General features: G+C 72.3%; 15 protein-coding genes. 5 read left to right on the forward strand and 10 right to left on the reverse strand.

What is annotated here, in order from left to right; translation table 11 throughout:
- Positions 1 to 31: 31 nt before the first annotated feature.
- A complete protein-coding gene (locus tag IF04_RS0110140; protein ID WP_030253741.1) occupies positions 32 to 784 on the reverse strand; it encodes a (Fe-S)-binding protein in 753 nt (250 codons plus the stop codon).
- A 123-nt stretch (positions 785 to 907) separates the two neighbouring features.
- On the opposite strand from IF04_RS0110140, the gene IF04_RS0110145 reads away from it, so the two are divergent.
- Positions 908 to 2,212: an MFS transporter gene (locus IF04_RS0110145; protein WP_078600088.1), complete on the forward strand. Its 1,305-nt coding sequence runs from the start codon at positions 908 to 910 to the stop codon at positions 2,210 to 2,212.
- A gap of 211 nt (positions 2,213 to 2,423) precedes the next feature.
- On the opposite strand, the gene IF04_RS0110150 is transcribed toward IF04_RS0110145, so the two are convergent.
- Entirely contained in the window at positions 2,424 to 2,861 is a 438-nt protein-coding gene (locus IF04_RS0110150; protein WP_030253746.1) for a VOC family protein, read from the reverse strand.
- A 360-nt stretch (positions 2,862 to 3,221) separates the two neighbouring features.
- On the opposite strand from IF04_RS0110150, the gene IF04_RS0110155 reads away from it, so the two are divergent.
- The 3 genes from IF04_RS0110155 to IF04_RS0110165 all read left to right on the forward strand — a co-directional run bounded on the left by IF04_RS0110155 (position 3,222) and on the right by IF04_RS0110165 (position 5,756).
- The gene (locus IF04_RS0110155) at positions 3,222 to 4,103 is read left to right on the forward strand and encodes a metallophosphoesterase family protein (protein WP_211259789.1); all 882 of its coding nucleotides are present in this window, start codon (positions 3,222 to 3,224) and stop codon (positions 4,101 to 4,103) included.
- Positions 4,100 to 4,810: a 4'-phosphopantetheinyl transferase family protein gene (locus IF04_RS0110160; RefSeq protein ID WP_051830999.1), complete on the forward strand. Its 711-nt coding sequence runs from the start codon at positions 4,100 to 4,102 to the stop codon at positions 4,808 to 4,810. The genes IF04_RS0110155 and IF04_RS0110160 overlap by 4 nt, the downstream gene beginning before the upstream one ends.
- A gap of 466 nt (positions 4,811 to 5,276) precedes the next feature.
- Entirely contained in the window at positions 5,277 to 5,756 is a 480-nt protein-coding gene (locus IF04_RS0110165; protein ID WP_063829454.1) for a hypothetical protein, read from the forward strand.
- A 168-nt stretch (positions 5,757 to 5,924) separates the two neighbouring features.
- Here IF04_RS0110165 and IF04_RS0110170 read toward each other — a convergent pair whose 3' ends face one another.
- From IF04_RS0110170 to IF04_RS0110205, 8 genes are all read right to left on the reverse strand, one after another.
- Complete coding sequence (locus IF04_RS0110170) at positions 5,925 to 9,710, reverse strand: SDR family NAD(P)-dependent oxidoreductase (RefSeq protein WP_211259783.1); 3,786 nt, start codon at positions 9,708 to 9,710, stop codon at positions 5,925 to 5,927.
- A complete protein-coding gene (locus IF04_RS0110175) occupies positions 9,707 to 10,531 on the reverse strand; it encodes a thioesterase II family protein (RefSeq protein ID WP_063829455.1) in 825 nt (274 codons plus the stop codon). Before IF04_RS0110175 ends, IF04_RS0110170 begins: the two co-directional genes overlap by 4 nt.
- Complete coding sequence (locus IF04_RS0110180) at positions 10,528 to 13,845, reverse strand: non-ribosomal peptide synthetase (protein WP_078600092.1); 3,318 nt, start codon at positions 13,843 to 13,845, stop codon at positions 10,528 to 10,530. The genes IF04_RS0110175 and IF04_RS0110180 overlap by 4 nt, the downstream gene beginning before the upstream one ends.
- A gap of 172 nt (positions 13,846 to 14,017) precedes the next feature.
- A complete protein-coding gene (locus IF04_RS0110185) occupies positions 14,018 to 14,812 on the reverse strand; it encodes a thioesterase II family protein (RefSeq protein WP_063829456.1) in 795 nt (264 codons plus the stop codon).
- Complete coding sequence (locus tag IF04_RS0110190) at positions 14,812 to 15,873, reverse strand: methyltransferase (protein WP_211259784.1); 1,062 nt, start codon at positions 15,871 to 15,873, stop codon at positions 14,812 to 14,814. The genes IF04_RS0110185 and IF04_RS0110190 overlap by 1 nt, the downstream gene beginning before the upstream one ends.
- 1 nt (position 15,874) lies before the next feature.
- A complete protein-coding gene (locus IF04_RS0110195) occupies positions 15,875 to 17,080 on the reverse strand; it encodes a cytochrome P450 (protein ID WP_030253765.1) in 1,206 nt (401 codons plus the stop codon).
- 168 nt (positions 17,081 to 17,248) lie between these two features.
- Positions 17,249 to 19,114: a non-ribosomal peptide synthetase gene (locus tag IF04_RS0110200; protein ID WP_051831002.1), complete on the reverse strand. Its 1,866-nt coding sequence runs from the start codon at positions 19,112 to 19,114 to the stop codon at positions 17,249 to 17,251.
- Positions 19,115 to 19,283: 169 nt separating this feature from the next.
- Positions 19,284 to 20,717, reverse strand: coding sequence for an MFS transporter (locus tag IF04_RS0110205; protein WP_078600096.1), 1,434 nt, complete (start codon positions 20,715 to 20,717; stop codon positions 19,284 to 19,286).
- 505 nt (positions 20,718 to 21,222) lie between these two features.
- On the opposite strand from IF04_RS0110205, the gene IF04_RS40105 reads away from it, so the two are divergent.
- The gene (locus IF04_RS40105) at positions 21,223 to 24,642 is read left to right on the forward strand and encodes a condensation domain-containing protein (protein WP_078600098.1); all 3,420 of its coding nucleotides are present in this window, start codon (positions 21,223 to 21,225) and stop codon (positions 24,640 to 24,642) included.
- The last annotated feature ends 39 nt before the right edge of the window (positions 24,643 to 24,681 follow it).

Below are 24,681 nucleotides of genomic sequence, written 5' to 3' on the forward strand. Positions count from 1 at the left end.
CCTTCGCTCACAGGGCTTGTCCTCCCAGGGCTCACAGCACGTTCCCTTCCGTACTGGCCAGGATCTCCGCGATATGAACGGGCCGGACCGTCGAGCCCTGCCGCGAGAGCGTGCCGCCGATGTGCAGCAGACAGGAGTTGTCGACCGTGCAGACCGCCTCGGCGCCGGTCTCCTGGATGTGCCGGGTCTTGTCGGCGCCCATCACGGCGGAGACGGCCGGGTTCTTGACGGCGAAGGTGCCGCCGAAGCCGCAGCACTCCTCGGCACCCGCCAGTTCGCGCAGTTCGAGGCCCTTCACGTGCTGGAGCAGGGCGCGCGGCCGGTCCCCGAGCCCCAGCATCCGCAGCCCGTGGCAGGTCGGGTGGTAGGTGACGGTGTGCGGGTAGTAAGCGCCCACGTCCGTCACCTTCAACACATCGACCAGGAACTCCGTCAGCTCGTACGTCTTGGGCACGGCTTCCGCCGCCGCCTCGGTGAGCGCCCCGCCGCGCCCCTCCGCCGCCGCCTTCTGGCCCAGCCGCGGATAGTTGTCGCGCACCATCGCCGCGCACGACCCGGAGGGCGTCACCACGTACTCGTAGTCGCGGAAGGCCCGCGCGTACCGCAGCGCCAGTGGCTCGGTGGCGTGCCGGTACCCGGTGTTGAACTGCGGCTGTCCGCAGCAGCTCTGCTCGGCCGGGAAGCCGACCTCCACGCCCAGCCGTTCCAGGAGGCTGACCACCGCCCGGCCGGTCCGTGGGTACAGCGTGTCGTTGATACAGGTGACGAACAGTGCTACGCGCACGTTGCCATCTCCTTTCGGCCGCCGAATCGGCTGGCGGCCACCGGCCTCGCGAGGGCATGATCACCTGACGGCTCATCCTGCCCGAGCGGCAGGGCCACGTGAAGGACCCGGGAGCGGAGGCGCATGTCGAGCGCGGAGAACAAGATGGCGGACCGGCAGGCGGGGGAGAAGCGCCCGGTGTCCGCGGCGCGGCAGTTGGTCGCCGCCTCGGTCGGCAATGCGGTCGAATGGTACGACTGGTACACATATACCTTCCTGGCCACGTACATCGCCGCGCAGATCTTCCCCAAGAGCGCGGAGAATTCGCTGGTGCCGCTGCTTTCGACGTTCGCGGTCTTCGCGGTGGGATTCTTCATGCGGCCCGTCGGCGGGCTGGTGATGGGCGCGGTCGCCGACCGGCGCGGGCGCCGTGCGGCGCTGACGGTGACCATTCTGCTGATGGGCGGCAGCAGCCTGCTGATGGGGCTGACGCCGACGTACGCCGCCGCCGGGATTCTCGCGCCGGTCGTTCTTGTCCTGGCCCGGCTGTTGCAAGGGCTGTCGGTGGGCGGTGAGTTCGCCGCGTCGACCACGTTCCTCGTGGAGTCGGCCGGGCCCGGGCGGCGCGGGCTCTTCTCCAGCTTCCAGTACGTGTCCACGACCATCGGGCAGCTCGTCGCATCCGGCGTCGCGGCGCTGCTCGTCGCCAATCTCGCGCCCGCCACGATGGACAGCTGGGGCTGGCGGGTCCCGTTCGTGCTGGGCGCGCTCCTGAGCCTTGTGGGCTTCTGGATCCGGCGCGGCGCGGAGGAGACACGCAGTGAGGAGCAGGCGAAGGCGCCCCGTCCCGGCCTCTTCGAGGCGCTGCGCCGCCATCCGCGCGAGTCGCTGCTGATCTGCGGAATCACCGCGGGCGGCACGCTCGCGTACTACACGTGGACGTCGTACCTGCCGACGTACGCCGAGCTCAACGCCGGGGTGACCAAGGCGGACGCGCTGCTGGCGGGCACCCTCTCGCTGACGTTCTTCGCCGTGCTGCAGCCCGTCGCGGGCATCGCGTCCGACCGCTTCGGGCGCAAGCCGCTGCTGCTGATGTTCGGGATCGGCTTCGCCGCGCTGAGCGTGCCGCTGCTGCGCACGCTCGACGACTCGTTCGTCACGCTGCTGCTCGTGCAGTGCGCGGGCATGATCCTGCTGAGCGGCTTCACGGCCATCTCGGCGGCCGTGAACGCGGAGACGTTCCCGGCCCGGGTGCGCGCCGCGGGAATCGGCTTCCCCTACTCGCTCACCGTCGCCCTCTTCGGCGGCACCGCGCCCTACATCGGCACGCTGTTCAAGGACATGGGGCACGCCGGCCTCTTCCCCGTGTACGTGGCCGTACTGTGCCTGGTCTCCTCCGCCGTCTACCTCCGACTGCCCGAGACCGCCCACAGGCCCCTGGAGCGGTGAGGATGTTGAGTACCGGGTATCCCATAGCGTGTCGCAGAACGCCGTGAACTGGGGCCGCGGGCGGTGTCGGCGGCCCGCCGGCCGGGCTGAAGGTCGTGGTGACCGGCTCCATGACGGGACGGTCTTGTCGTCGTGGGTGAGGCCGTCGGCGCGAAGCGGGCCAGAGCCGAGGCGCGGCTGAGGGTGGTGCACCGCCCCACGACGCAGGCTCTCAGTCGAGGCAGAACTCGTTGTCCTCGGGGTCGGCCATCACGAGGTGTCCGGCTTCCAGCGGGGGCGCGGGCTCATGCCGCCGAAGCCGGGTGGCGCCGTGGGAGACGAGCCGTTCGGCTTCCGACTCCAGGGCCGCCATCCGCTCGTCGCCGTCGAGCCCGGGGGCCGCCCGTACATCGAGGTGGACGCGGTTCTTGGCCTGCTTGCCCTCCGGCACCCGCCGGAAGAACAGCCGCGGCCCGGTGCCCTTCGGATCGACCACCGCCGAGGCGTCGTTACGGTTCTCAAGGGGCACGCCCATCGCGTCCAGAGCCTGCTCCCACGTCTCGTAACCGCCGGGCGGCCCCTGCACCTGGCAGTCGAGGGCGGTGCTCCAGAACGCCGCCAGCCCGGCCGGGTCGGCGCAGTCGAACGTGATCTGGATGTCGCGGGCCACCTCAGCTCACCCTCCCGCTTCGCCGGCAGCGGAGCGCATACCTGTCATCCACCAACAATCCGTTGCATTCAGTCATCGGTCATTGGATATCACCGCGTGGGGCCGGTCCGGGGCGGACACGCCGCAGGCGCTGCGTACGCGCCGGGTGGGGCCGACGCCGACTGCCGTCGCAGGAGGGCCGGGTGATGCGATGCACACTGCACGTAGTTATATAGTCTGTGGAAAGGGGAACCCTCCATGGACGAGGCTCTGCCCTTGGCCAGAGCCCGCTGACAAGTCACACAAGGCAGGCGTCTTCACTCTGTAGTGCGGCCTTTCTGTGGCGTGCCTGCCGGAGAGAAGGCGACACATGTGCCAGCGATGGATGGCCCCGCCGTACCGGCGACCGGTGATGCCGTGGTGAACCTCTTTGCCATCAGCGATCTGCACGTCCACTTCCCGGAGAACCGGAAGTTCGTCGAGGAGTTGCGGCCCGAGTCGGACAGTGACTGGCTCATCGTCGCGGGAGATGTCTCCGAACTCTCCACGGAGATCATCGGGACGATGGAATCGCTGGCCGACCGCTTCGGTACCGTGATCTGGGTGCCGGGCAACCACGAGCTGTGGACTCCGCCGGGAGACCCCGTCCAGCTCCGGGGCGAGGCCCGCTACCGCTATCTCGTCGACGCCATGCGCGGTCTCGGAGTAGTCACTCCGGAAGATGAGTATCCGCTCTGGCACGGCGCCGAGGGGCCGGTCGTCGTGGTACCTCTGTTCCTTCTCTACGACTACACATTCCGGCCCGCCGGCACCCACTCGAAGGAGGAGGCGCTGGGCGTCGCCTATGAGTCGGGTGTCGTCTGTACCGATGAATACTTGCTGCACCCTGATCCGTATCCCAGCCGCGAGGCATGGTGTCAGGCCCGGCTGGAATATACGCAGAAGCGATTGGACACGATCGACGTCGACCTGCCCACGGTCCTCGTCAACCACTTCCCGCTGGTGCGGGAGCCCACCCGCATCCTGCGCCACCCGGAGTTCGCCCAGTGGTGCGGGACCGAGGCCACCGCGGACTGGCACGTTCGCTACCGGGCGGCCACCGTGCTCTACGGGCATCTGCACATACCCCGCACCATCGAGTGCGACGGAGTGCCGCACCGCGAGGTGTCGCTCGGCTATCCACGCGAATGGGGCCGGCGCCCCCACCCGCCCCGGGGGCTGTGTCGTATCACTCCGGTCGTCCCGCCCAGGAGTTACGTGTGACCGCCGCTGTCACGGACCGGCTGCTGCAAGGGGAGCTGCCGCCGGAGGTCTCCCTCGTGGAACTGTTCGCCGACCCGCCCGTCGCGCTGTTCCCGGAGGAGGCCGAGGCCGTGGCCGGCGCCGGGGACAAGCGCCGGCAGGAGTACGCCACGGTGCGGCACTGTGCCCGTAAGGCGCTCGTCCGGCTGGGAGTTGGGCCCGTGCCGATCCCGCCGCGTCAGGACGGCCCTGCCTGGGCCCGGCGGGCCCCTCGCTGGCCCGAGGGCGTCGTGGGCAGCATGACCCACTGCGACGGCTACCGGGCGGCGGCGGTGGCACGTGCGGAAGCGGTCCTCGCGCTCGGCGTGGACGCCGAGCCGAACGAGCCGCTTCCCGCGGGGATCAGCGACACGGTGATGGGGCCCGAGGAACGGGCAACGGCGGCCCGGCTCTCCCTGTCCCATCCCCAAGTCGCCTGGGAGCGGCTGGTTTTCAGCGCGAAGGAGAGCGTCTTCAAGACGTGGTACCCGCTGACCGGAAGATGGCTGGACTTCACCGAATGCACCGTCAGACCCGACCCCGAGCGCGGCACGTTCACCGGAACTCTGGGCGTCCCCGGGCCTGTGGTGGAGGGTGTCCGGGTGAATAGGTTTTCCGGGCTGTGGTGTACCTCGATCGCAGAGGGGCATCTGGCGACTGCTGTCGTAATCCCCGCACGCAGACACTGAGATATACACAGTCTGTGAGCCTAGGCCCAAGGGTCCGTAAAAAATTGTGAAAGATGCGGAGGGAGAGAGGGGTGGGACAAGAGGGGCCGAATTCATGTCGAGTCGGCGCGCTGCTGAGACCGGAAAAGAGGGATTAGGCCCGGCAGATCATGACACGTCTTCGCAGCGTAGGGTGTGGTCGGACCGCCTGGAACGCGGTCCGGCCAGGTCGTCCTGGCCTGCCTGTGGCCATGGCTGCCGTGGTATTCGGGACACTCCTGGGTATTGCCCTACAGGCGTGTGGCTTCTTTCCTCAGCGGACAGTTACCATGATGTCGAGAGCTGTGGACACTTCCGAAACCCCTCATATGACCGATGTGAGGGTTGTGGCCTCCAGGGGGGGCTCTCTCGCTCATACCGCACGATCTATCGCGCGAGTGACGAAGACGAGTGACGAATCGGAAGGGCTCATGATTGTGAGCATCGAATGAAATGGACTATTACCGTCGAGGCGTCCAGCGGAAGCGTCGACGAGACACCAGCGACGATCACCGCAGTGATGCAGAGCAGTGCTGATGAGGCGCCGCGGATAGTGGAGCTCGTGGTCCGCGCCTCGGAGGAGGGCGGGATTCCCCCGCGCGCCGCACTCGACATCGACTTCGAGATGCTCGCCCAAGCGGTGAGCGGAGTCGCTGCCCCGGGAGCGGCGTCCCCCGTACGGAAGGCCCCGGAAGGGCCCAAGGCCCCGGCCCCCGCGGCCGATGAGCACTCCGAGCGCCCGTACCGCAAGATGCCCGACGCGGAGGAGGTGACCGAGGTATTCCTGGAAACCCGCAGCGTGGGAAAGGTCGCGCAGCACTACGAGGTGCCCCGCTACACCGCACAGTCCTGGATCGACAGGCTGCGCCGGCTGGGGTACGTGAACGAGTCCAAGTCGGGCGCGTCGTCCCGGCGCGGCAGAGGCTGACCACACGCCGGAGTCCCGCTGCTCAGCAGAGTCCCGCCACACGGCAGGACGGCCGGCGGCGACGAAGACCTCGAGGAGCGGGGCGAAAACGCCCAGTGGACCTCGCAGCGCAATCCTCTGCGAAGTCCACTGCGTCGGCGTTATGACACAGGCTCTTACGTCCAGCGGTCAGTCGGCGATGCTCACCGCCAGCGAGCGCACCGTCGGTGACTCGTAGAGCGAGCCCACGCTGACCCGGTCGCTGAGGCGTTCGCTGAGCGCCTCAGCGAGCTGCACCGCGCGCACGGAGTCGCACCCCAGACTGAAGAACGAGTCGTCGCGGCCGACCCGGGACACCCCCAGCACCTCGGCCGCGGCGTCCGCCAGCAACTCCTCCAGCTTGCCCTCGGGCGCCACATAGCCCGCGCGGCCGGCGCCGAGGGCGGTGAGCACCGCCGCCGGGTCGGCCGCGCCGCTGCGGTCCCGCTGGATCCCGGGAACCACCGCCACCCGGGCGAAGACTCCCGCACCGGCCAGCCGGGCCGCGACCGCCGCCCGGACCCGCTGTGGTTCCTCGTCGGGCCGGGGCACCACCGCCACCGCGATCGTGCCGCCGCGCAACTGGTCGGTGGCGAGGAACGGCTTGATGTGCTCGTTCGCGGGGTCCGCGCCGAGCAGCAGATGCACCGGTCCGGCGTGCAGCGCGCCGAGCAGCGCCACCATGCCGCGGGCCGGATCGATCAGGTGCAGCCCGCGGTGCCGGGCGGCTGCCACCAGGGGGCTGCCCTGGTTCATGCCGGGGCCGTCCCACATGCTCCACGCCAGGCTCTGCGCCCGACGCCCCTCGGCCGCCCAGCGCTGGGCCCAGCCGTCCAGCACGGCGTTGGCCGCGGAGTACGCCCCGAACCCGGTGCCGCCGAACAGCCCGTTGACGGACGAGAACAGCACCACCGCGGTGTCCGGCCGGGTCTCCAGCAGCCGGTCGACGGCCGCACAGCCGCCGGCCTTGGGCCGCAGCATCCGCTCCAGCCAGTCGGCGGACTCGGTCCGCAGCTCGTGCTCGGACAGCCGCTCCCACTGGGCCGCGACCGCCGCCCCGGCCAGGTGCAGTACGAGGTCCAGCCCCCGCCCCCAGGACTCCTCGGCCGCCGCCACCGCGAGCGTCAGCGCCTCGGGGTCGGCGACGTCGGCCTGGCGGTAGCGGACGTCGCCGAGGGCGGTCAGCAACTCCAGCGCCTCCCGGGCCCCGGCGTCCAGCTCCGCCGCCGGGGTCCGCCCGACGATCAGCAGCCGGGCCCCGTGCGCGACCACCAGGTGCTCGGCCACGGTTCGTCCCAGCCCGCCGAGGCCGCCGGTGAGCAGACAGGTGCCACCGCGCGGCAGCACGTCCGCCGGTACGTCGAACGCCTCCGCCAACGGCACGGTGCGCAGTCGCTGTTGCAGCGGGGCGTTCCCGCGTACGGCCACCACGTCACCGTCGTGCCGGAGTCCGGCGAGCGTCGCCAGTTCGTCGGCGCTCGCACCGGCCGGGGCGTCGATCAGCGCGGTCCGCGCCACCAGATGCTCGGAGTGCGCTGTGCGTACCAGCGCGGCCAGCCCGGCCCGGCCCGGCACCACCCGGTCGTCGGGTACGGCCCGGGCGGCGCCCCTCGTCAGTACGGTCAGCTCGGCGTCGGGCCGGACCCGGGAGAGGGCCGCGGCCACGGCGAGGAACCGCGCCGGCAGACCGGCGTCCCCGTCGGCGGGCGCGTGCGCGGGGTCGCCGGTGGCCACGAACAGCACCTGCGGTACAGGGCCGCCGGCCCGGGGCATGGCCTGCTCGAGCGCGCGGGCCAGCTCATCGGGACCGGCCCCGGCCGGGATACGGGCGTCGGCCACTCGGTCCACCCAGTCGGCCGCGGTATCGCAGACGTACGCCACGAGGGGACCGGCCGGTCTCGGCCGCAGCGGTGTCCCGGCTTGCTCCCAGCCCACCGCCAGCGCCGCCGTGCCGCTCTCGTCGCCGGACTCGGCGTGCCGGCCGGCGGCGACCGGCTCCCCGCCGTAACAACGGTCGTCGAAGCGGCCGGCGCGCCAGTCCTCGAGCAGCCGCTCGCGCTGGACCTTTCCGCCGTTCTGCCGGGGGAACTCCGCCGGCGTCACCGGCACGAGATAGGCCGGGCGCAGCGCCAGGTCACGGGCGAGAGCCGTACGGATGGCGTCGACCAGGGCGGGCACGTCGTCGGTGCCGGGCACGAAGAAGACCACCAGGGCGTCGGTGCCGGTGTCCTCGTCCGGCACCCCGGCCACCGCCGAGCAGGCCGGCCGTACGCCCGGTACCTGCTCCACCACCGCCTCGATCTCGTGCGCGGGGAAGTTGGCCCCGTTGACGATCACCATGTTCTTCTGCCGGCCGGTGAGGAACAGGCTGCCGTTCCGCAGGAACCCCAGATCACCGGTGTCGAACCAGCCGTCGGCCGTGAAGCTTTCGCGGTTGGCCCGCTCGTTGTGGGCGTACCCGTTCTGCACGGTGCTGCCGGATACGTGCAGCCGGCCGACCCGGCCCTCGGGCAGTACCTGCCCGTCCGGGTCCACGATCCGCAGCAGCACCCCGGGCACCGGGGTGCCGACGTCCGTCACCACCACCGCGCCGGGGGTGCCGGCCGGCAGCTCGCGCAGCGCGCCGTCCAGCGAGGCGGGGGCCAGAGAAAGGGTGCCGACCGACGGTTCGGCACGCCGCATACGGGAGTAGGTGACGCCGGAGGAGGTCTCCGACATCCCCCAGCAGGGCACCATGGCGTCGGCCGGGAGTCCGTGCGGGGCGAGCAGGTCGAGGAAGCGCAGGGCGGTGCGGGCGACCACGGCCTCACCGGCGTTGCAGATGTTGGTCACACTGCTCAGGTCCCAGGAACCGGCGGCGATCTCCTCGGGGTGCCGGCACACCAGCGAGAACGCGAAGTTCGGCGCCCAGGTGGAGGTCGCCCGGAACCGGTCCAGGCAGTCCAGCCACAGCAGCGGCCGGCGGATCACCGACTCGGTCCGTACGTTGACGTGCTCGCAGGCGAGGAACACGTCCCGCAGATTGAACATGATCATTCCGCCGACGTGGTCCAGCGGCATCCAGTTCAGCGAGACCTCGTGCTCGGTGAAGCCGTTCGCCGCGATCGCCGCGTAGGTGCGCGCGACGATGGTGCGGTGGCGGTGCTGTACGCACTTGGGCGTGCCGGTGCTGCCCGAGGTGAGCAGGTTGACGATCAGCCGGTCCGGGTCGGGCACCGTCCATTCCGCCGGCTCCGGGTCGTACAGGGTGTCCGCGGGCAGCACCCGCAGCGCCTCGCCGCCGGGCAGCCGGCCGGCCAGCGAGCGCACCCCGTCCACCAGGCCGGGATCGGCGATCACCGGCGGCCCGTCCAGCAGTTCCCAGGCCGAGGCGAGCTTGCGCACGCCGGCGTTGTCGGTGCTGTATTCCGGCGCCGGAGCCACCGGGGTGGGCAGGAAACCGCCCAGCACACAGGCCCACCAGGCGGTGACGAAGGTCCGGCTGTCGGCGCACTGGAGCAGCACGGCGTCGCCCGCCACCAGTCCGTTGCGCCGCAGCCCGCCCAGCATCCGGCGGGCGTCGTCGTACAGCTCGGCGTAGGTCTGCCGGTCGGTGCTGCCGTCCGGCAGTACGTAGGTGGTGCCGCGGCCGGGGGCCACCCGGGCCGCGCGGGCCAGCGCCTGCGGCAGCGTGGCCACCGCGTCCTGCGGCAGCGCCGGTTCCGGCCCGCGGGCCAGCGCCGGCCGGTCGGCCGGCACGTCGGTGCCGGCGGGGAGGCCGCCGCCCCCGCCGGGCGCCGCGCGGTGCGCGCCGGGGGCACGCAGCCGGCGGTCGTGCACGGCGGCGGCGTCCAGCACTCCCGGCGTCGCGGCGGCGATCCGGGCGATGGCGTCGGCGGACAGTCGAACTTCCCTGTCGGAGGAGGGAGTTGGGGGAGTGCCGGTGGTGCTGCTCACGCGGTTCTCCTTCCGGCCGGGACGGCCGCCGGCGCGGCGTCCAACTGCGCGCCGATCTGTTCGGCCGCTGCCGCGGTCAGTGCGGTGATGAAGTAGTGACCGCCCTCGACGGTGATGCCGGTGCGGCCCGCGTCGGTCTGCTCGGCCCAGCCCGCGAGGGCCGTCTCGGCCACGGAACCGGTCAGGCCGCGCACCGTGGTGACGGGGACGGGCAGCGGGGGCCGGGGGCGGTGCTCGTACTTCTCCCAGAGTGCGAAGTCGGAGCGCAGCACCGGCAGCAGGAACTCCAGCAACTGTGTGTTGCGGACCACCGTCTCCGGCAGCCCGCCGCGCTTGGACACGGCCGCCACGAGCTGCTCGTCCGGCAGCCGGTGCAGTGGCTCGGCCGGCGGCGGAGCCTGTGGCGCGGGCTGTTCACCGACGATCAGCCGCTGCGGCCAGGTCCCGAACCGGCGGCCCATCTCGTGCGCGATCTCGAAGGCCAGCAGCCCGCCGGCGCAGTGTCCGTACAGCGCGTACGGCAGGGTCGTGTACGGGCGCAGCGCGATGGAACAGGCCGTGACCAGCGCGGCGATGCTGCTCGGCGGGTCCTCCTTGGACCGGTCCTCGCGCCCCGGGAGCTGTACCGTCACAAGCTCCACCCAGGGCGGCAGCAGCGCCGCCAGCCGCTGGAACACGGACGCCCCGCCCCCGGCGAACGGCAGACAGACCAGCCGCATCCGGGCGTCCGGCCGGGGCACCCGGCGCACCCAGCGGGAGTCCGCGGTGAAGCTCACCGGCCCGATGTCCGGTGCCGCGCCCGCGGGCGCTTCGGTGCTCATCTGCCGGCCTCCCCGTCCAGCGCGGCGGCCAGCTCGACGATCTCGTCGTCGCTGCGGCCCTCCACCAGCTCCAGCGCCTCGGCCAGTGCGTCGCGCTGCGCGTCCCGGCCGGGAAGCGCAGCGTCCACGAGCGCGGCCAGGCCGGACACCGTGGGGGTGGCGAAGAAGTCGGCGATGGGCAGCGACACTCCGAACACCGCGTTCACCTGGGAGGAGAGCTGGATCGCCTGAAGGCTGGTGCCGCCGGCGGCGAAGAAGTTCACGTCGTTGCCGATCCGGGCGCCCAGCAGCGGGGCGAACACTTCCTCGCGCATTCTGCGCTCGGTGGGCGTGCTGTTCTCCTCGTCGGCCTCGGTGAGCTCGTCCGCCGCGGCGAATTCGACGGCGGGCAGCCGGGACCGGTCGATCTTGCCGCTCGGGGTGAGGGGCACCTCGTCCAGCGGCACGAGCACGGACGGCACCATCGCGGACGGCAGCCGGCCGGCCACCGCGGAGCGGACCGAGTCCAAGGAGAGCTCGCCGGGGCGCTCGGGCACCACGTACGCCACGAGCAGCGCGCCGGTGCGGGGGTCGGTGGCCACCTCGGCGACCGCCTGGGAGACGCCGTCCACGGCCTGGAGCACCGCCTCCACCTCGCCCAGTTCGATCCGGACGCCGCGGACCTTCACCTGGCGGTCGGCCCGGCCGACGAAGCAGAGGTCCCCGGCGTCGTCCCAGACCGCCAGGTCACCGGTGAGGTAGCGACGGGAGCCGGGCGGGCCGTCGGGGTCGGGCCGGAACCGGTCGGCGGTCAGATCGGGCCGGCCCAGGTAGCCGCGGGCCACCCCCAGGCCGGCGATGGCGAGTTCACCGAGCGCGCCGGGCGGCAGCACACCGGAGCCGGCGCCGTCCACGACGTAGGCGCGGTGGTTGGCCATCGCGCGGCCGATCGGCGGCGAGGACGTCCACTCGCCCTCGCACCGTTTGGCCACCACGGTCACGGTGGTCTCGGTCGGTCCATAGCCGTTCCAGAACCCGCGGCCACGGGCCCAGCGGGTGGTCAGCTCGCCGGTGAACGCCTCGCCCCCCACGAAGGCGATGCGCAGGTCGGGGTAGCCCTCCGGGCTGAGCAGGTCCATGATCGCGGGCGGTAGGTCGGTGACGGTGATCCGCTCCTCGCGCAGCACCGCGTCCAGGGCGTCCACCGAGCGGCGCTGGTCCTCGTCCAGTACATAGAGGACGGCGCCGGTGAGCAGCGCGCCGAAGATCTCGAAGACCGATACGTCGAAGCCGGGCGAGGCGAAGTGCAGGACCCGGTCCCGCGGGGAGAGCGCGAACATCTCCTGCACGGTCCGGATGAAGTTGGCCGCGTTGCGGTGCTCGACCACCACGCCCTTGGGCCGGCCGGTGGAGCCGGAGGTGTAGATGACGTACGCGGCGGAGGCGGGCGGCACGGCGACGGGGGCGTCCCGACGGTCGGTGTCCGGCTCGTCCCTCGGGGCCTGCGGGTCGGTGTCGACGACCAGCCGCAGCGCCTCGTCGACCCGCTCGGCGGTGCCCGGCGAGACCACGACGGTACGGGCGCCGGTGTCCTGGAGGATCATGGTCAGCCGCGCGTCCGGCTGGCTGATGTCCAGCGGTACGTACGCGCCTCCGGCCCGCAGCACTCCGAGCACCGAGGCGAGCAGCGCCGGGCCCCGCTCCATCACCACCGGCACCAGGTCACCGAGACCGACACCGGCAGCTGTCAGCCGGCCGGCGATCCGTGCGGACCAGGCGTCCAGCTCCCCGTAGGTCAGGGTGCCGCCCTGCCAGGCCAGCGCGGTGCGGTCGGGCCCGGCGGCGACGACCGAGGCGAACAGTTCGTGCAGCGGAGTGTCCGCCGGCTCACCGATGGGCGCGTTCCACCGCTCCAGCACGTCCGCGCGTTCGTGCTCGGTGCCGAGCGGGGCGTCGCCCACCGGGCGCCGCGGCTCTGCGCACAGCGCGTCCAGGGTCTGCAGATAGCGGTCCAGGAGACGGGCGGCCGTGGCCGGGCGGTACAGCGATGTGGCGAACCGCAGGGCCACACTGGGCTGTTTGCCCTCGTCGACCTCGAGCGCGAGCTCGAAAGCGCCGGAGCCGGCGTCGACCTGCTCGCAGCCGATCCGCACCCCGCCCGCCTCCACGGGCCCGGCCGCGCCGCCGGTGGTGGTGAAGCCGATCTGCACCAGGGGCAGCCGACTGGCGTCGGGTTCCACTCCGAGCGCGTCCAGGACCAGCTTGAACGGCAGCGTCGCGTGCCCGGCACCGTCCCGCCGGGCGGCGCGCACCCGGTCCAGCACGGCCGCGAAGCTGTCCGCCTCGTCCAGCTCGACGCGCAACGGCATCAGGTTGCCGCAGTCACCGACCAACAGGCCGGGGTCGAAGGGGCCGGTGACGTCGAGCGGCAGTCCGACCGTGAGGTCGTTCCGGGCGGTGTGCCGAGCGATCACGACGAGGAAGGCGGCCAGCAGGACGTCGTACCGCTCGGCGTCCGGCCCGGCCAACGCGTCGGCGCGGGCCGGCAGTCCGGGCGGCATCGGCAGCCGCACCACGTCGCTGCTCAGGTCGAGCAGCCGCGGCCGGGGCGTGTCGGTGGGCAGTTCGGTGCTCTCCCAGCCGGCCAGGGCGCCGCGCCAGTGGTCGGTGGCCTCACGGGCGGCTTCCTGTGCGCACCACTCGCGCTGCCAGCTCGCGTAGCTGCCGAAGTCGACCGGCTCCTGCGGCCACTGCGGCGCCGCGCCCTTGATACGGGCCTCGTACGCGAAGGCCAGATCACGCTGGAGCACGCGCGCCGAACGCGGGTCCAGCACGATGTGATGGCTGATCAGCACCAGGAGATGCCGCTCGGGGGCGGCCCGCAGCAGCCGGAAGCGGACCATCGGGCCGGTGTTGAGGTCCAGCCCCCGCCGCAGCTCGTCCCGCACCACCTCATCGGCGCGCGACCGCAGTTCGCCGCCGGGGACGTCCTCGGCCGCCAGCCGAACGTCCGGCACCGGCTGCACGAGCTGGGTGCCCTTCGCGTCCTCGTCCGGGAACGTGGAGCGCAGCACCGTGTACCGCGCCAGCAGGTCGGTCAGCGCCGCGCGCAGCGCGTCGGGGTCGAGGCGGCCCTCGACGGGGAAGGCGAAGCCGAGGCCGTAGGCCAGGCTGCTGGGGGCGAACCGGTCGAACAACCAGAGCTGTTCCTGGCGGTACGACAGCGGCGCGGTCCGGACTCCCGAGGAGACACCCTCCAACCGCGCCAGCAACTCCTCCCGGCGCTCCCCCGGGAGCTCGCGCAGTCGGCGAAGCAACTCGCTCTGTTGGCGCATGCCACTGTCCTCCCAGTCAGCGTGCAATTCACTACGGATGATATACAGACTTTGCTTCAACAGGCGATGAAGAGACGACAGATACTCCACAGTCGACGCGGTGGCACGACGTCACCACGGGGCCCCCGGCACCTCGGTGCCGGAGGCCCTTCCACGGGCTGCGGATGCCGCGCTATCCGGCGGATTCCGGTTCCGGGCAGCCGGATGCGGAGCCCGAGCCGGAGCCGGATGCGGAGTCGGTGCGGAGCCGGGGCGCCAGCGCCTCGAGCAGTGCGGGCGGTGCTTCCAGGAATGTGTAGTGCGTGCCCGGCAGCACCAGCTTCTCGGTGGCCGCCCACTCCTGCCAGCCGCCCATCAGCCCGTGCGGCACCTCCACGTCCTCGCTCCAGCCCAGCGCGGTGATCGGGCAGGGCACGGAGCCGGCCGGGCGGTAGTACTTCCGGTTGGCCTCCAGGTCGGCCTCCATCACATCGATGAACAGGTCGACCAGTTCATCGGCCGCGGCCGCGGCGCCCATCGCGTGCAGCAGCCCGGCGATCTCGTCGCGCAGCCCCTGCTCGCTCAGGCCGAGGAAGCGCCCCCAGGGCCCGTCCTGGGGCGCCACCTGGGAGGACACGAAGTACCGCTGCGGCGCCGGCAGACCGCGCCGCGCGATCTCAATCACCGTCTCGAACGCGGGCAGCGCGCCTCCGCAGTGCCCGAACAGCGCGTACGGGCGGGCGGTCAGCAGCTCGCCGACGTCGTCGAGCAGGGACTCGGCCAGCTCCTGGTACGTGCCGAAGTGCGGCTCCCGCATCCGGTTCTCGCGCCAGGGCAGTTGCAGCGGGACCACCTCGGCGTCCCCGATGGCCGCCGGCCAGGACCGGTACATGGACGCGCCGCACCCCGAGTACGGCATGAGCAGCAGAAGCATCCGGGCATCCGCCGACGGCTCGCGCAGGAACCAGCGCCGCTGTTCCGGGCGCATCACGCCTTCACCCCGATCACCACACCGTTGGCCCCGGGCGCGTCGAAGCGGACCGTACGCACCCGGGGGCAGCCGGCGTCGCGCAGCCAGCCGGCGTACTCGGCCGCCGTGTAGTTCCGCCCCCAGGTGCCGACCAGCATGTTCATGCTCATCAAAGCCGCGTCGACGGGACCGGACTTGTCGTCCGCGACCAGCAGCTCACTGATGAGTACGGTGCCGCCGGAGGGCAGGGCCTCCAGGCAGGAGGCGAGGATCTGCCGGTTCTGCTCCTCGTTCCAGTCGTGCAGGATCATCGACAGCAGTACGGCGTCGTGGCCGGCCGGCAGCGGGTCGGCGAAGAAGTCGGCACCCACGGTGCCGATCCGGCCGGACAGCCCGGCGGTCTCGATCTGCTCCCGCGCCAGGCCGCACACGTGCGGCAGGTCCAGCACGGTCCCGCGCAACTGCGGGTGCTGCCTGCACAGTTCGATCAGCGTATGGCCCGCGCCGCCGCCGACGTCGAGGATGCGCCCGACGCCCGACAGATCCAGCACCGCCGCCATCCGGCGGGCGGTGAGCGTGGAGAACGCGCGGAGCCCGTCCCAGAAGAACGGCGGGCGGTTGCCCTCCTCGAACATGTTCCGGTCCGGGTCGGGCACGGGCTTGCTGGGCGCGTCGTTCCGTACCGCCTCGGCGGCGCGGAGCCAGCCCGGCGCGGTGTACTCGGCCAGCATGCGCACGTAGTCACCGAAGTAGTCGGGCCGGCCGGGCACCAGGTAGTGGTCGGCCACTGGGCCGTTGCGGTAGCGCCCGTCGTGCTGCTCGAGCAGCCCCAGCGCGGTGCACGCGGTCAGCAGGATCTCGGCGGGACGATCGGCGATGCCGAGCCGGCCGGCCAGTTCGGGGGCGGTGGCCGGGCCGGTGGCGAGCGTGGCGAACACCCCGGTCTCGATGGCCGCGGTCAGCGTCTGCGACCGCCACAGTCCGGTCGCCAGGTCGATCAGCAGGGCCGGCGGTGGCGCTGCGGGCCCGTTGGCAGGGCCCGGCGCGGTCCGGTCGCTGAGGGTGGGGTCGGCGGTCATCTCAACGCTCCTCCCCGGTGCGGAACCGCACCGGCACCTGGTCGAACATGATGTGCCGACCGTTCTCGAAATGCAGCTCACTGGGGCCGTCCAGGACGAACAGCGGCAGCCGTGCCAGCTCGTCCAGGACCGCGACGAACTCCGCCCGCGCCAGGTGCACCCCCATGCAGTGGTGGATGCCGTGCCCGAGGCTGAGGTGGTGGTGGGAGTTGCCGCGGTCGGGGTCGAAGACATCGGGCTCGGGGAACTTCTCCGGATCCCGGTTGGCGGCGTCGAAGAGCAGCACCACCCTGGCGCCGGCCGGGATGACCGTGCCGGCGATGGTGACCTCGCGGGTGGTGACCCGGGTGAACCGGTCGGTCGGGCACCAGCGGCGCAGCGCCTCCTCGGCGGCGGCCGGGCGCAACTCGGGTTCGCTGCGCAGCCGCCGCTGCAGCGCGGGGTCCCCGGCCAGGGTGTGCACCAGCCGGCTGATCGAGTTCATGGTGTTGTCATGCCCGGCGACACAGAAGCTGACGATGATCGAGTACAGCTCCTCGTCCGGCAGCGGTTTGCCGTCCTGTTGCATCGCCGTCAGCCGCGCGAGGTAACTGCCGTCCGGCTCGGCCCGTACGCGGTCCATCTCCTCGGCCAGCAGAGCGTGGAAGGCGGGCCAGAATTTGCTCGCGTCCCGGTCGGCCGAGATGTACTGCCACATCGTCCGGGTCGCCTCGCGGATCCGGCTGCGGCAGGACTCGGAGAGCCCGAAGGCGACGCCCAGCACCTCGATCGCGAACGGCTCGGCCAGCTCGGCCATCAGATCGCCGTGCCCGCGCTCGGCCACCGGCGACAGCAGCCGGGCCGCGATCCGGCGCAGCTCCGGTTCCAGCGCGCCGACCGCGTCCCGGGTCACCGGGGCGGCCATCCGTTCGCGGATCGCGGTCTGCTGCGGCGGGTCGTAGTCGATCGGGGAGAACATCGGCATCCCCTCAGCGCGGGGGAAGTGCACGCCCCGGGCGGAGCTGAAGGTGCGCCAGTCCGTCAGGGCGGCGCGTACGTCCGCGTAACGGGACAGGACCCAGATCCCGCCGTACGCGGGTGACCAGGTCACCCCGCGCTCGCGGAGCTCGCTGTTGATCCGCTCGGCGGTCTCCGGGGTGTAGCCGGGGTCGTGATGGTCGAATGCGGTCACCAACCGGTCGGTGTCGTGTGCGGCCTCGGTGGTCATGGCAGTCTCCGGGTCTGTGCGTCCGAGGGGTCCGGCGGAGCCGGGTGTGCCGCGGAGCGTGGGCGTCCGGTGGAACTGTGGACGGTGGAATGGGCCTGTGCCTGTGGGGTCCGGCGGAGCCGGGGCGGCGGACGGGGCCTGTGAGTCCGGTGGAGCCGGGAGCGGTGGTCAGCGTCGCCGGGGAGTGATCGGGGGCAGCGTGGGCCCCGCGGCACGGGTGGCGGCCGGGATCAGCCGGGCCAGGGCGCTGACGGTCGGGTCGCCGGCCAGGTCGGTCATCTCGACCCGGGCACCGAGGTCCTGCTCGATCCGGCCCTGCAACCGGGCCAGCAGCAGCGAATCCCCGCCGAGTTCGAGGAAGTGGTCGTCCGCACCGACCCGGTCCACCTGGAGCAAGTCGGCGAACAGTCGGGCCAGTTGGGTCTCCGTGCCGGGGCCGGGCGCCCGCCACGGCCGGACCGGGCGGCCACGCTTCCAGTCGGCGGGCGGCAGCCGACGGCGGTCGATCTTGTTGTTCGTGTTCAGCGGCAGTTCGTCCAGTTGCACATAGGCGACCGGGATCATCCAGTCCGGCAGCCGTTCCGCCGCATGGTTGCGCAGCTCCAGCGGAGCGATCTCACGCTCCCCGGCGAAGCAGGCCACCAGCTTGCGCTGATCGCCGTCCATCGTTGCCACCACGGTGACCTGCCGGACGTCCGGGTGCAGGCCGAGCACCCACTCCACGTCGCCCAGCTCCACACGGTGGCCGCGGATCTTGACGATGTCGTCGATCCGGCCGTGGTGCTCCAGGATCCCGTCGGGGCGGAACCGACCGGCGTCACCGGAGCGGTAGAGACGTGTGCCCGGGGCGCCGAACGGGTTGGGCCGGAACCGGTCCGCGGTCTGCGCCGGGTCGCCCAGATACCCCAGGCTCAGACAGTCCGAGTCGATCCACACCTCGCCGATGCCGTCGCCCGCCGGGGTCAGGCCGTCCTCCGCCAGCAGATGGACGGTGACCCCGTCGATCGGGCGGCCCACGGGCGGGGCGGCTTTGCGGTCGACGTCGGTGGCCGTGGCGGGCGTGCAGCGTTCGGCCCACGGGTGGCAGGTGTTGGCGATCTGGAAGGCCTCCAGACTGCCGTACGAGACGGCGACCTCGAACGGCAGGTCAGCAGGGCCCCACCGGTTCAGCCGGTCGCCGCCCAGGGTGAGCAGCCGCAGGCCGCACTCGCGCGGCCAGGGCAGGTTCTGCAGCACCTCGCCCACCGGGGTGATCACAAAGCTCTGCGTGATCCGCTCGGCCAGGAGCCAGTCCCGCAGCGCGGGCGGGGAGGCGATCACGTCGTGGTCACCGATCACGATGTGCGCGCCCTGCCAGAGCAGGCCGCCGACCTCGTGCAGGGCGATCCCGGCACCGGCCGCGCCCAGCCAGGAGCCGCGGTCGGCGGCCGTGGTGGCGTTGATCATGGCGCTGCGGGCGGCGCTGAGGGCCAGCCAGGAGTGCTGGGCGAGCACGATCTTGGCCTCGCCGGAGGAGCCCGAGGTGAACATGGCGTACGCGAGGTCTGCCCGGCGGGGCGCCGGGCGCGGGTCGGGCGCCGTGCTCGGGACGGGAACGCCCGCGTCGAGGGTGAGCACGGGCAGCCCCTCCGGTACGGGCGGCAGGGGGTTGCCGGTGCGCAGGGCGGGGACCGCGGTCACCACGGCGGCGACGTGGCCGGCGCGGAGCGCCCGGTCGAACCGCTCGGCCGGGACGGCCGGGTCGAGCGGCATGCAGACGCCGCCTGCCTTCAGACAGCCGAGCATGCCGACCACCCACTCCACGGACCGGCCCAGATACATGGCGACCAGGTCGCCGCGCCGTACTCCCCGTTCCGTGAGGTGCCGTGCGAGCTGGTTGGCCTGCCGGTTCAGCTCCTGGTAGGTGAGTTCCCGGTCTCCGTGCCGGACGGCGGGCGCCTGCGGGGTGGTGCGGGCGAACTCCTCGATCCGGGAGACCAGGGTCGTCTCCGTGCCGCCCCCTCTGTCAGCCGGGGCTTCCTGCTCGCTGATCACATGTGGTCCTCTCTGTTCACCGTGCCGAGGCCGCCGTGCGGAGCGCGATGCTCCGCACGGCGGGCAGCTCGACAGCCGGTCTTCGTACGGGAAGAGCGGGGAGAGCGGGAGAGTAGGAGGAACGGCGCAGGGGCGCCCGTACGAAGGGAGCCTTTGTACGGGCCGCCGGTCAGCCGACGACCACGCGCAGCTCCTCCGGGACGTCGTCACGCAGCCGGGTCACCGAGCCCACCAGCACCCACAGCACGGCACCCAGGGCCAGCACGGCGGCCAGGTAGAAGGCACCGACGTTGCCGACGGTCACGGCGACCGCGCTGCCCAGCAGCGGACCGGCGGCGTTGGCGCCCCAGACGAACGGCAGGGCGACCCCGCCGACCCGGCCCATCGCCTGCGGCGGCGTGGCCTTCTGGATCAGGGTCATCACACCCACGTTGCCGACCGGCGTGGTGAAGGAGGCGATGCCCTGCGCGACCATCAGGACCACCACGGCGAACGCGGTGCTGCCGACCTGCGCCAGGGGCATCAGCGCGAACGCCACCACCAGCATCGAGTGGGTCAGCAGCAGCGTGCGGCCGATGCCCAGCTTCTCGTTGATCCGCCGGGACACGAGCGCGCCGATCACCACGGGGGCGCCGCCGACGCCGAGAACCAGGCCCACCTGCCCGGCGCTCAGGTCCAGGTCCTCGTACCCGAACACAATGATCATGGCCAGCACCATGGACACGGCCGTGTTGCCGAAGGTCGCCATCAGCGTCAGATAGCGCAGCAGCCGGTTGCCGAAGGTCATCTTCACACCGCCGCGGAGATCGGCCAGGGTGGCCTTCAGCCCGCGCGTGTGGGCCTGCTGTGCGGGCTCGCGGAACCGCACGAACATCAGGAAGATGCCGGCGGCCAGGTACGAGAAGGCGTCGGCGGTGATGGACCGCGCGGCGCCGAGCAGCGCGACCAGGCCACCGCCCGCGCTGCGCCCGAAGATGAGCGCGACCGAACGGCTGAGCTGGGTCTTGGCGTTGCCGTCCACCAGGTCCTCGCGCGGCAGCAGCTGCGGAAGGTACGCCTGGTAGGCGAGCTGGAAGACGACGTCGAAGATGCCCTTGAGCACCGCGGCCACATACAGGTGACTGATCGTCAGCCCACCCGTCACCCAGGCCAGCGGCAGCGAGCCGAGGATGAGGAAGCGGGCCAGGTTGGAGACCTGCATCAGCATGCGTCGGTTCAACCGGTCGGTGAGCACGCCCATCACCGGGGCGAGCAGGACGAACGGGATCCACTGCAGTGCCATCAGCAGACCGACGCCGAGGGCGCCCTCACCGAAGCCGATCACTGCCAGCGACGGCAGCGCGATCACGCTGATCTCGCTGCCCAGCAGGCTTACGGTCTCGCCGCCCCAGAGCAGGGCGAAGTCCCGGTTGCGGAACAGGACCGAGCGCCGGCGCGTGCTGCCGCCGGCTGCGGGCGGCGCGGCGGGGGCAGCGGAGGGCGCAGCACCGGCCGCGGGCGGCGCGGCGGTGGGGGAGGAGCCCGGCGGCGATCCCGGGGCGACCCCTTCGGCGCTCTCGGCCCGGGTGGTTCCGGTGCCGGTTGACGAGTTGTCTGAGGTCATACCCAATGGCTCCTCTGCAGCGAATCTCGGTGCGAGATGTGCGTATTCCGTCGTGCGGGGCACGCAGACGTTGGCTGTGAAACCCTTCACCACACACCGCAACCGCGATCGGGCATCACCGTACAGCCAGCCTGCATCGCATAGCCAGTGTGTCGCGAAGGTGCTACACCTCCGGAGCTCCTTACGAAATCGAACATGAAGCCGCCGGAACCGGCCTGGCACCCAGCTCGCCCGCCTGCGCCGACCGCACGCGGATGATCCGCTTACGTTATCCGCAAAAAGCCGCGCACGGACGAGACTTGACCGCACGGTAGGTTTGAGCGGCGACGCAGCCGGCCACCGGCGCCGCCCGGCGCGGGTTCCGCATCCCGGCGCCCGGCGGCACCGGCGTGTTCGAAGAAGGCCCGGACTTCGGCACGGAGAAGACTGGACTCCGGCACGGAGAAGACGACGCCCGGCGTGCACATTACTGCGCAATGTCTGCACCGCGGGCTACTGTGTCTCCATGAGAGACGACGAATACTTCATGCCTCTCGCGGTCATCCAGGAGCACTTCTGGTCCGCCGACGGAACGGCGGCCCAGCAGGCTTCCGTGACCGAGTGCGTGGCGCTGGCGGTGCCGGGCCGGCTGGACCCGGCCGCCCTGCGCACCGCCGTCCACGCCCTGTTGACCCGGCACGAGATCCTGCGCACCGCCGTGCGGCTGCACGACGGGCAGCCGGGACAGGTGGTGCTGCCCGTGCCGGACCCGCTGCCGGTGACCGAGGCCCGCCTCCCGCGCGCCGACGGCGATGGCAACGCCGAGGAGCACCGCGACCGGGAGCTGTCCCGGTTCGCCGCCGCCGGGATCGATCCCGCGGCGGGCTGCGGCATCGCCTTCCTGCTGCTGCGCGGCAGCGGCCCCGCCGACGAGGACATCCTGGCCCTCGCCGTGCACCACATCTTCGCGGACGCCACCGCGGTCCGGCTGCTGCTGGCGGAGCTGACCGCCGACTACGACGCGGCGCTGGCCGGACGCCCCTCACCGGTGCCCGCACCGGAGCTCCAGTACGGAGACTTCGTCCACTGGGAGCGGGACGCGCTGCTCCCGGCCACGCAGGAAGCCGACACCGCGTGGTGGCAGGACGCGCTGCGCTCCGTGCCGGCCGGCCTGGACGTACGGCCCGACCGGCCGCGCCGCCGGATCCGGCGTGGGGTCGGCCGGCGCACCGAGACGGTGCTGCCCGGGGTCGACGCCGCTGCCCTGCGCCGCGCGGCCCAGGACCTGCGCTGCTCGCCGTACGCGCTCTGCCTGACCGGCTGGGCGGCCATGATCTCCCGCTCCACGGGCCGCGACGACCTGCTGTTCGGTGTGCTGGCGGCGAACCGCGGCGTTCCCCAGACCGAGCCGCTGGTCGGGCAGCTCTCCAACACCCTCCCGCTCCGCCTCGACCTCAGCGGCGCCCCCGCGCTGGCCGAGGCGGTGGCCCGCTGCTCGGCGCGGGTGGCAGCCGCGATCGAGCATGTCCGGCTGCCGTTCACGCGGATCCTGCAGGCCGTCTCCGTGCCGCGTCCGACCGACCGTACGCCGCTGATCCAGCACCTGTTCATGCCCCGGGTCGACGCCGTCGGCGAGCTGAGCCTGGGCGGGCAGCCGGTGCGGGTGGTGGACTTCGAGCGGGGCCGCGGCCGGTTCGACACCGTCGCCGAGATCGAACTCACCGGCGACCAGGTCCGGCTGTGGCTGGAGTACGACGGCGACCTGTACTCCCCGGAAGGCGCGAACGCGCTGGTGGCGGACTACGCCGCCGTCCTGCGGCAGTGGCTCGGCCGGCCCGCGCTCCGGATGTCCGAGCTGGAGCTGAGCGCGCCGGACCCGGCGCCCCTGGGCGGCGGCCCGGCCGAGGAGGTACGGGTGCAACTGCCGGGCGGCACCCGGGTCACGCTGCTGCTCGACCGCTCCGGCGGCTCCGGGCACTGGCCCGTCCTGACCGGGCTGACCGGCGCCCGCGCGGAGGACCTGGCGCTTGCGCCCGGGGGATCGGCGCACCACCCCGCCGCGCTGCTGCTGGCCGGTGTCCCCACCGGACTCACCGCTCGCAGGGACACACACGGCCGGCTGGAGATCGTCGCCGGTCTGCCGGAGCCCGCGGCGGACAGCGGCCCGGCGGACAGCGGCCCGGCAGACGGCGGCCCGGCGGACACCGCCTCGCCGGAGACCGGCACCGCGGCGGGCGCGGACCGGCTGCTCGGGCTCGTCACCGAGATCTGGGCACAGGTCCTCGAACAGCCCGACATCGCCCCGCACGACGACTTCTTCGCCAGAGGCGGGCACTCGCTGCTGGCCACCCGCCTGGTGTCGGAGCTCCAGGAGGCGCTGGGCGTACAGGTACGGGTGCGGACGCTGTTCGAGAACCCGACACCGGCGGAGCTGACCGCCCGGCTCCGGGCGGCCGGCTCGGAGCTGGACGCCATGCTCGAACTGGTCGCGCAACTGCCCGACGACACCGATGCCGATACCGGCACCGACACCGGCACCGATGCCGACCCCGGCACCGCGCCCGGCGCAGAGGTGACCGACACCGCGGTCGACGTGCCGCTGCTGTCCGGACAGCGCCAGTTGTGGCTGGCCGAACAGGCCGACCCCGGCTCGCTCACCCACACCATTCCGCTGCTCCTCGACCTGACCGGGCCGCTGCAACAGGACGCGTTCGCCGCCGCGTTGAACGACGTGGTGGCGCACCAGCCGGGACTGCGGGGCACGTTCATCGAGGTGGCCGGCGAGCCGATGCAGCGGATCCTCCCGCACACCGGGATCGACGTGCCGCTGCATGATCTGACCGGCCTGGACGGTGCTGCCCGCGACGTCGAACTGGCGCGACTGGTACGGCAGATCGCATACACCGGCTTCGACATCACGCGCGGCCCGCTGCTGAAGGCCCGGCTCGTGCGGCTGGACGAGCGGCGCCACCAGGCCCAGCTGCTCTTCCACCACCTCGTCACCGACGAGGTGTCGATGACGCTGCTGATGCGCGAGCTGAGCACCGCCTACAGCGCCAGAGCAGCCGGCCGCGCACCGGTCCTGCCCCGGCACGAGGCCGACTTCGCCACCCTGGCCCGCGACGAGCAGCGGCTGCTGGCCGGCCCCGAGGGTGAGCGGCTGCGCCGGTTCTGGGCCCGCGAGCTGGCCGGGGCCCCGCCCCTGCGGCTGCCCACCGACCGGCCGCGCGGCGACCGGACGAGCTTCCGCGGCGAATTCCTGGAGCGGCCCGTGGCCGCCGATGCGGCCGACACGCTGCGCAGGCTGGCGGCCGACGGCCGGACGACCCCGTTCACCGTGTTCTGCGCCGCGACCGCCGTGCTGCTGCACCGGCTGAGCGGCCAGCACGACATCGTGATCGGCATTCCCACCGCGAACCGTACGCAGCGCGGTGCCGAACAGCTCATCGGCTGCTTCCTCAACGTCGTCCCGGTCCGCCTCGACCTGTCCGGCAACCCCCGCTTCGACGCGCTGGTACAGCGGGTGGGCGCTGCCGTGCTGCGCGCGTACGAGCACCAGCAGGCACCGTTCGCCGACATTGTGCAGACCGTGCAGCCCCGCCGGGTCCCCGGGCAGCACCCGGTCTACCAGGTCACCTGCGAGCTGCAGTTGGAGAACTGGATTCCGGACCAGTTCGCCGGCCTGGAGTGCGAGTACCGCTTCGTCTCCCACGGCACGGCCCGTTACGACATGGCCTTCCACGGGCTGCTGCGGCCCTCCGGGCTCTCCGCGATGGTCGAACTGAACACCGACCTGTGGGACCGCACCTCGGGCTACCGGCGGATCGACCAGGTGCTGGAGATCCTGGCCGCTGTCGCCGAGGCCCCCCGCACCCCGCTCGCGGACCTGACGGATACGGGGGAGCGCCTGGGGGGCGGGCCGCAGCGGATCGACGCTGCCCGCTGACGAGTGGCACCGGCCGGCGGCGCGTTGCCGCGACGCCAC

The organism is Streptomyces violens (genome assembly GCF_000717745.1).
Taxonomy (GTDB): domain Bacteria; phylum Actinomycetota; class Actinomycetes; order Streptomycetales; family Streptomycetaceae; genus Streptomyces; species Streptomyces violens.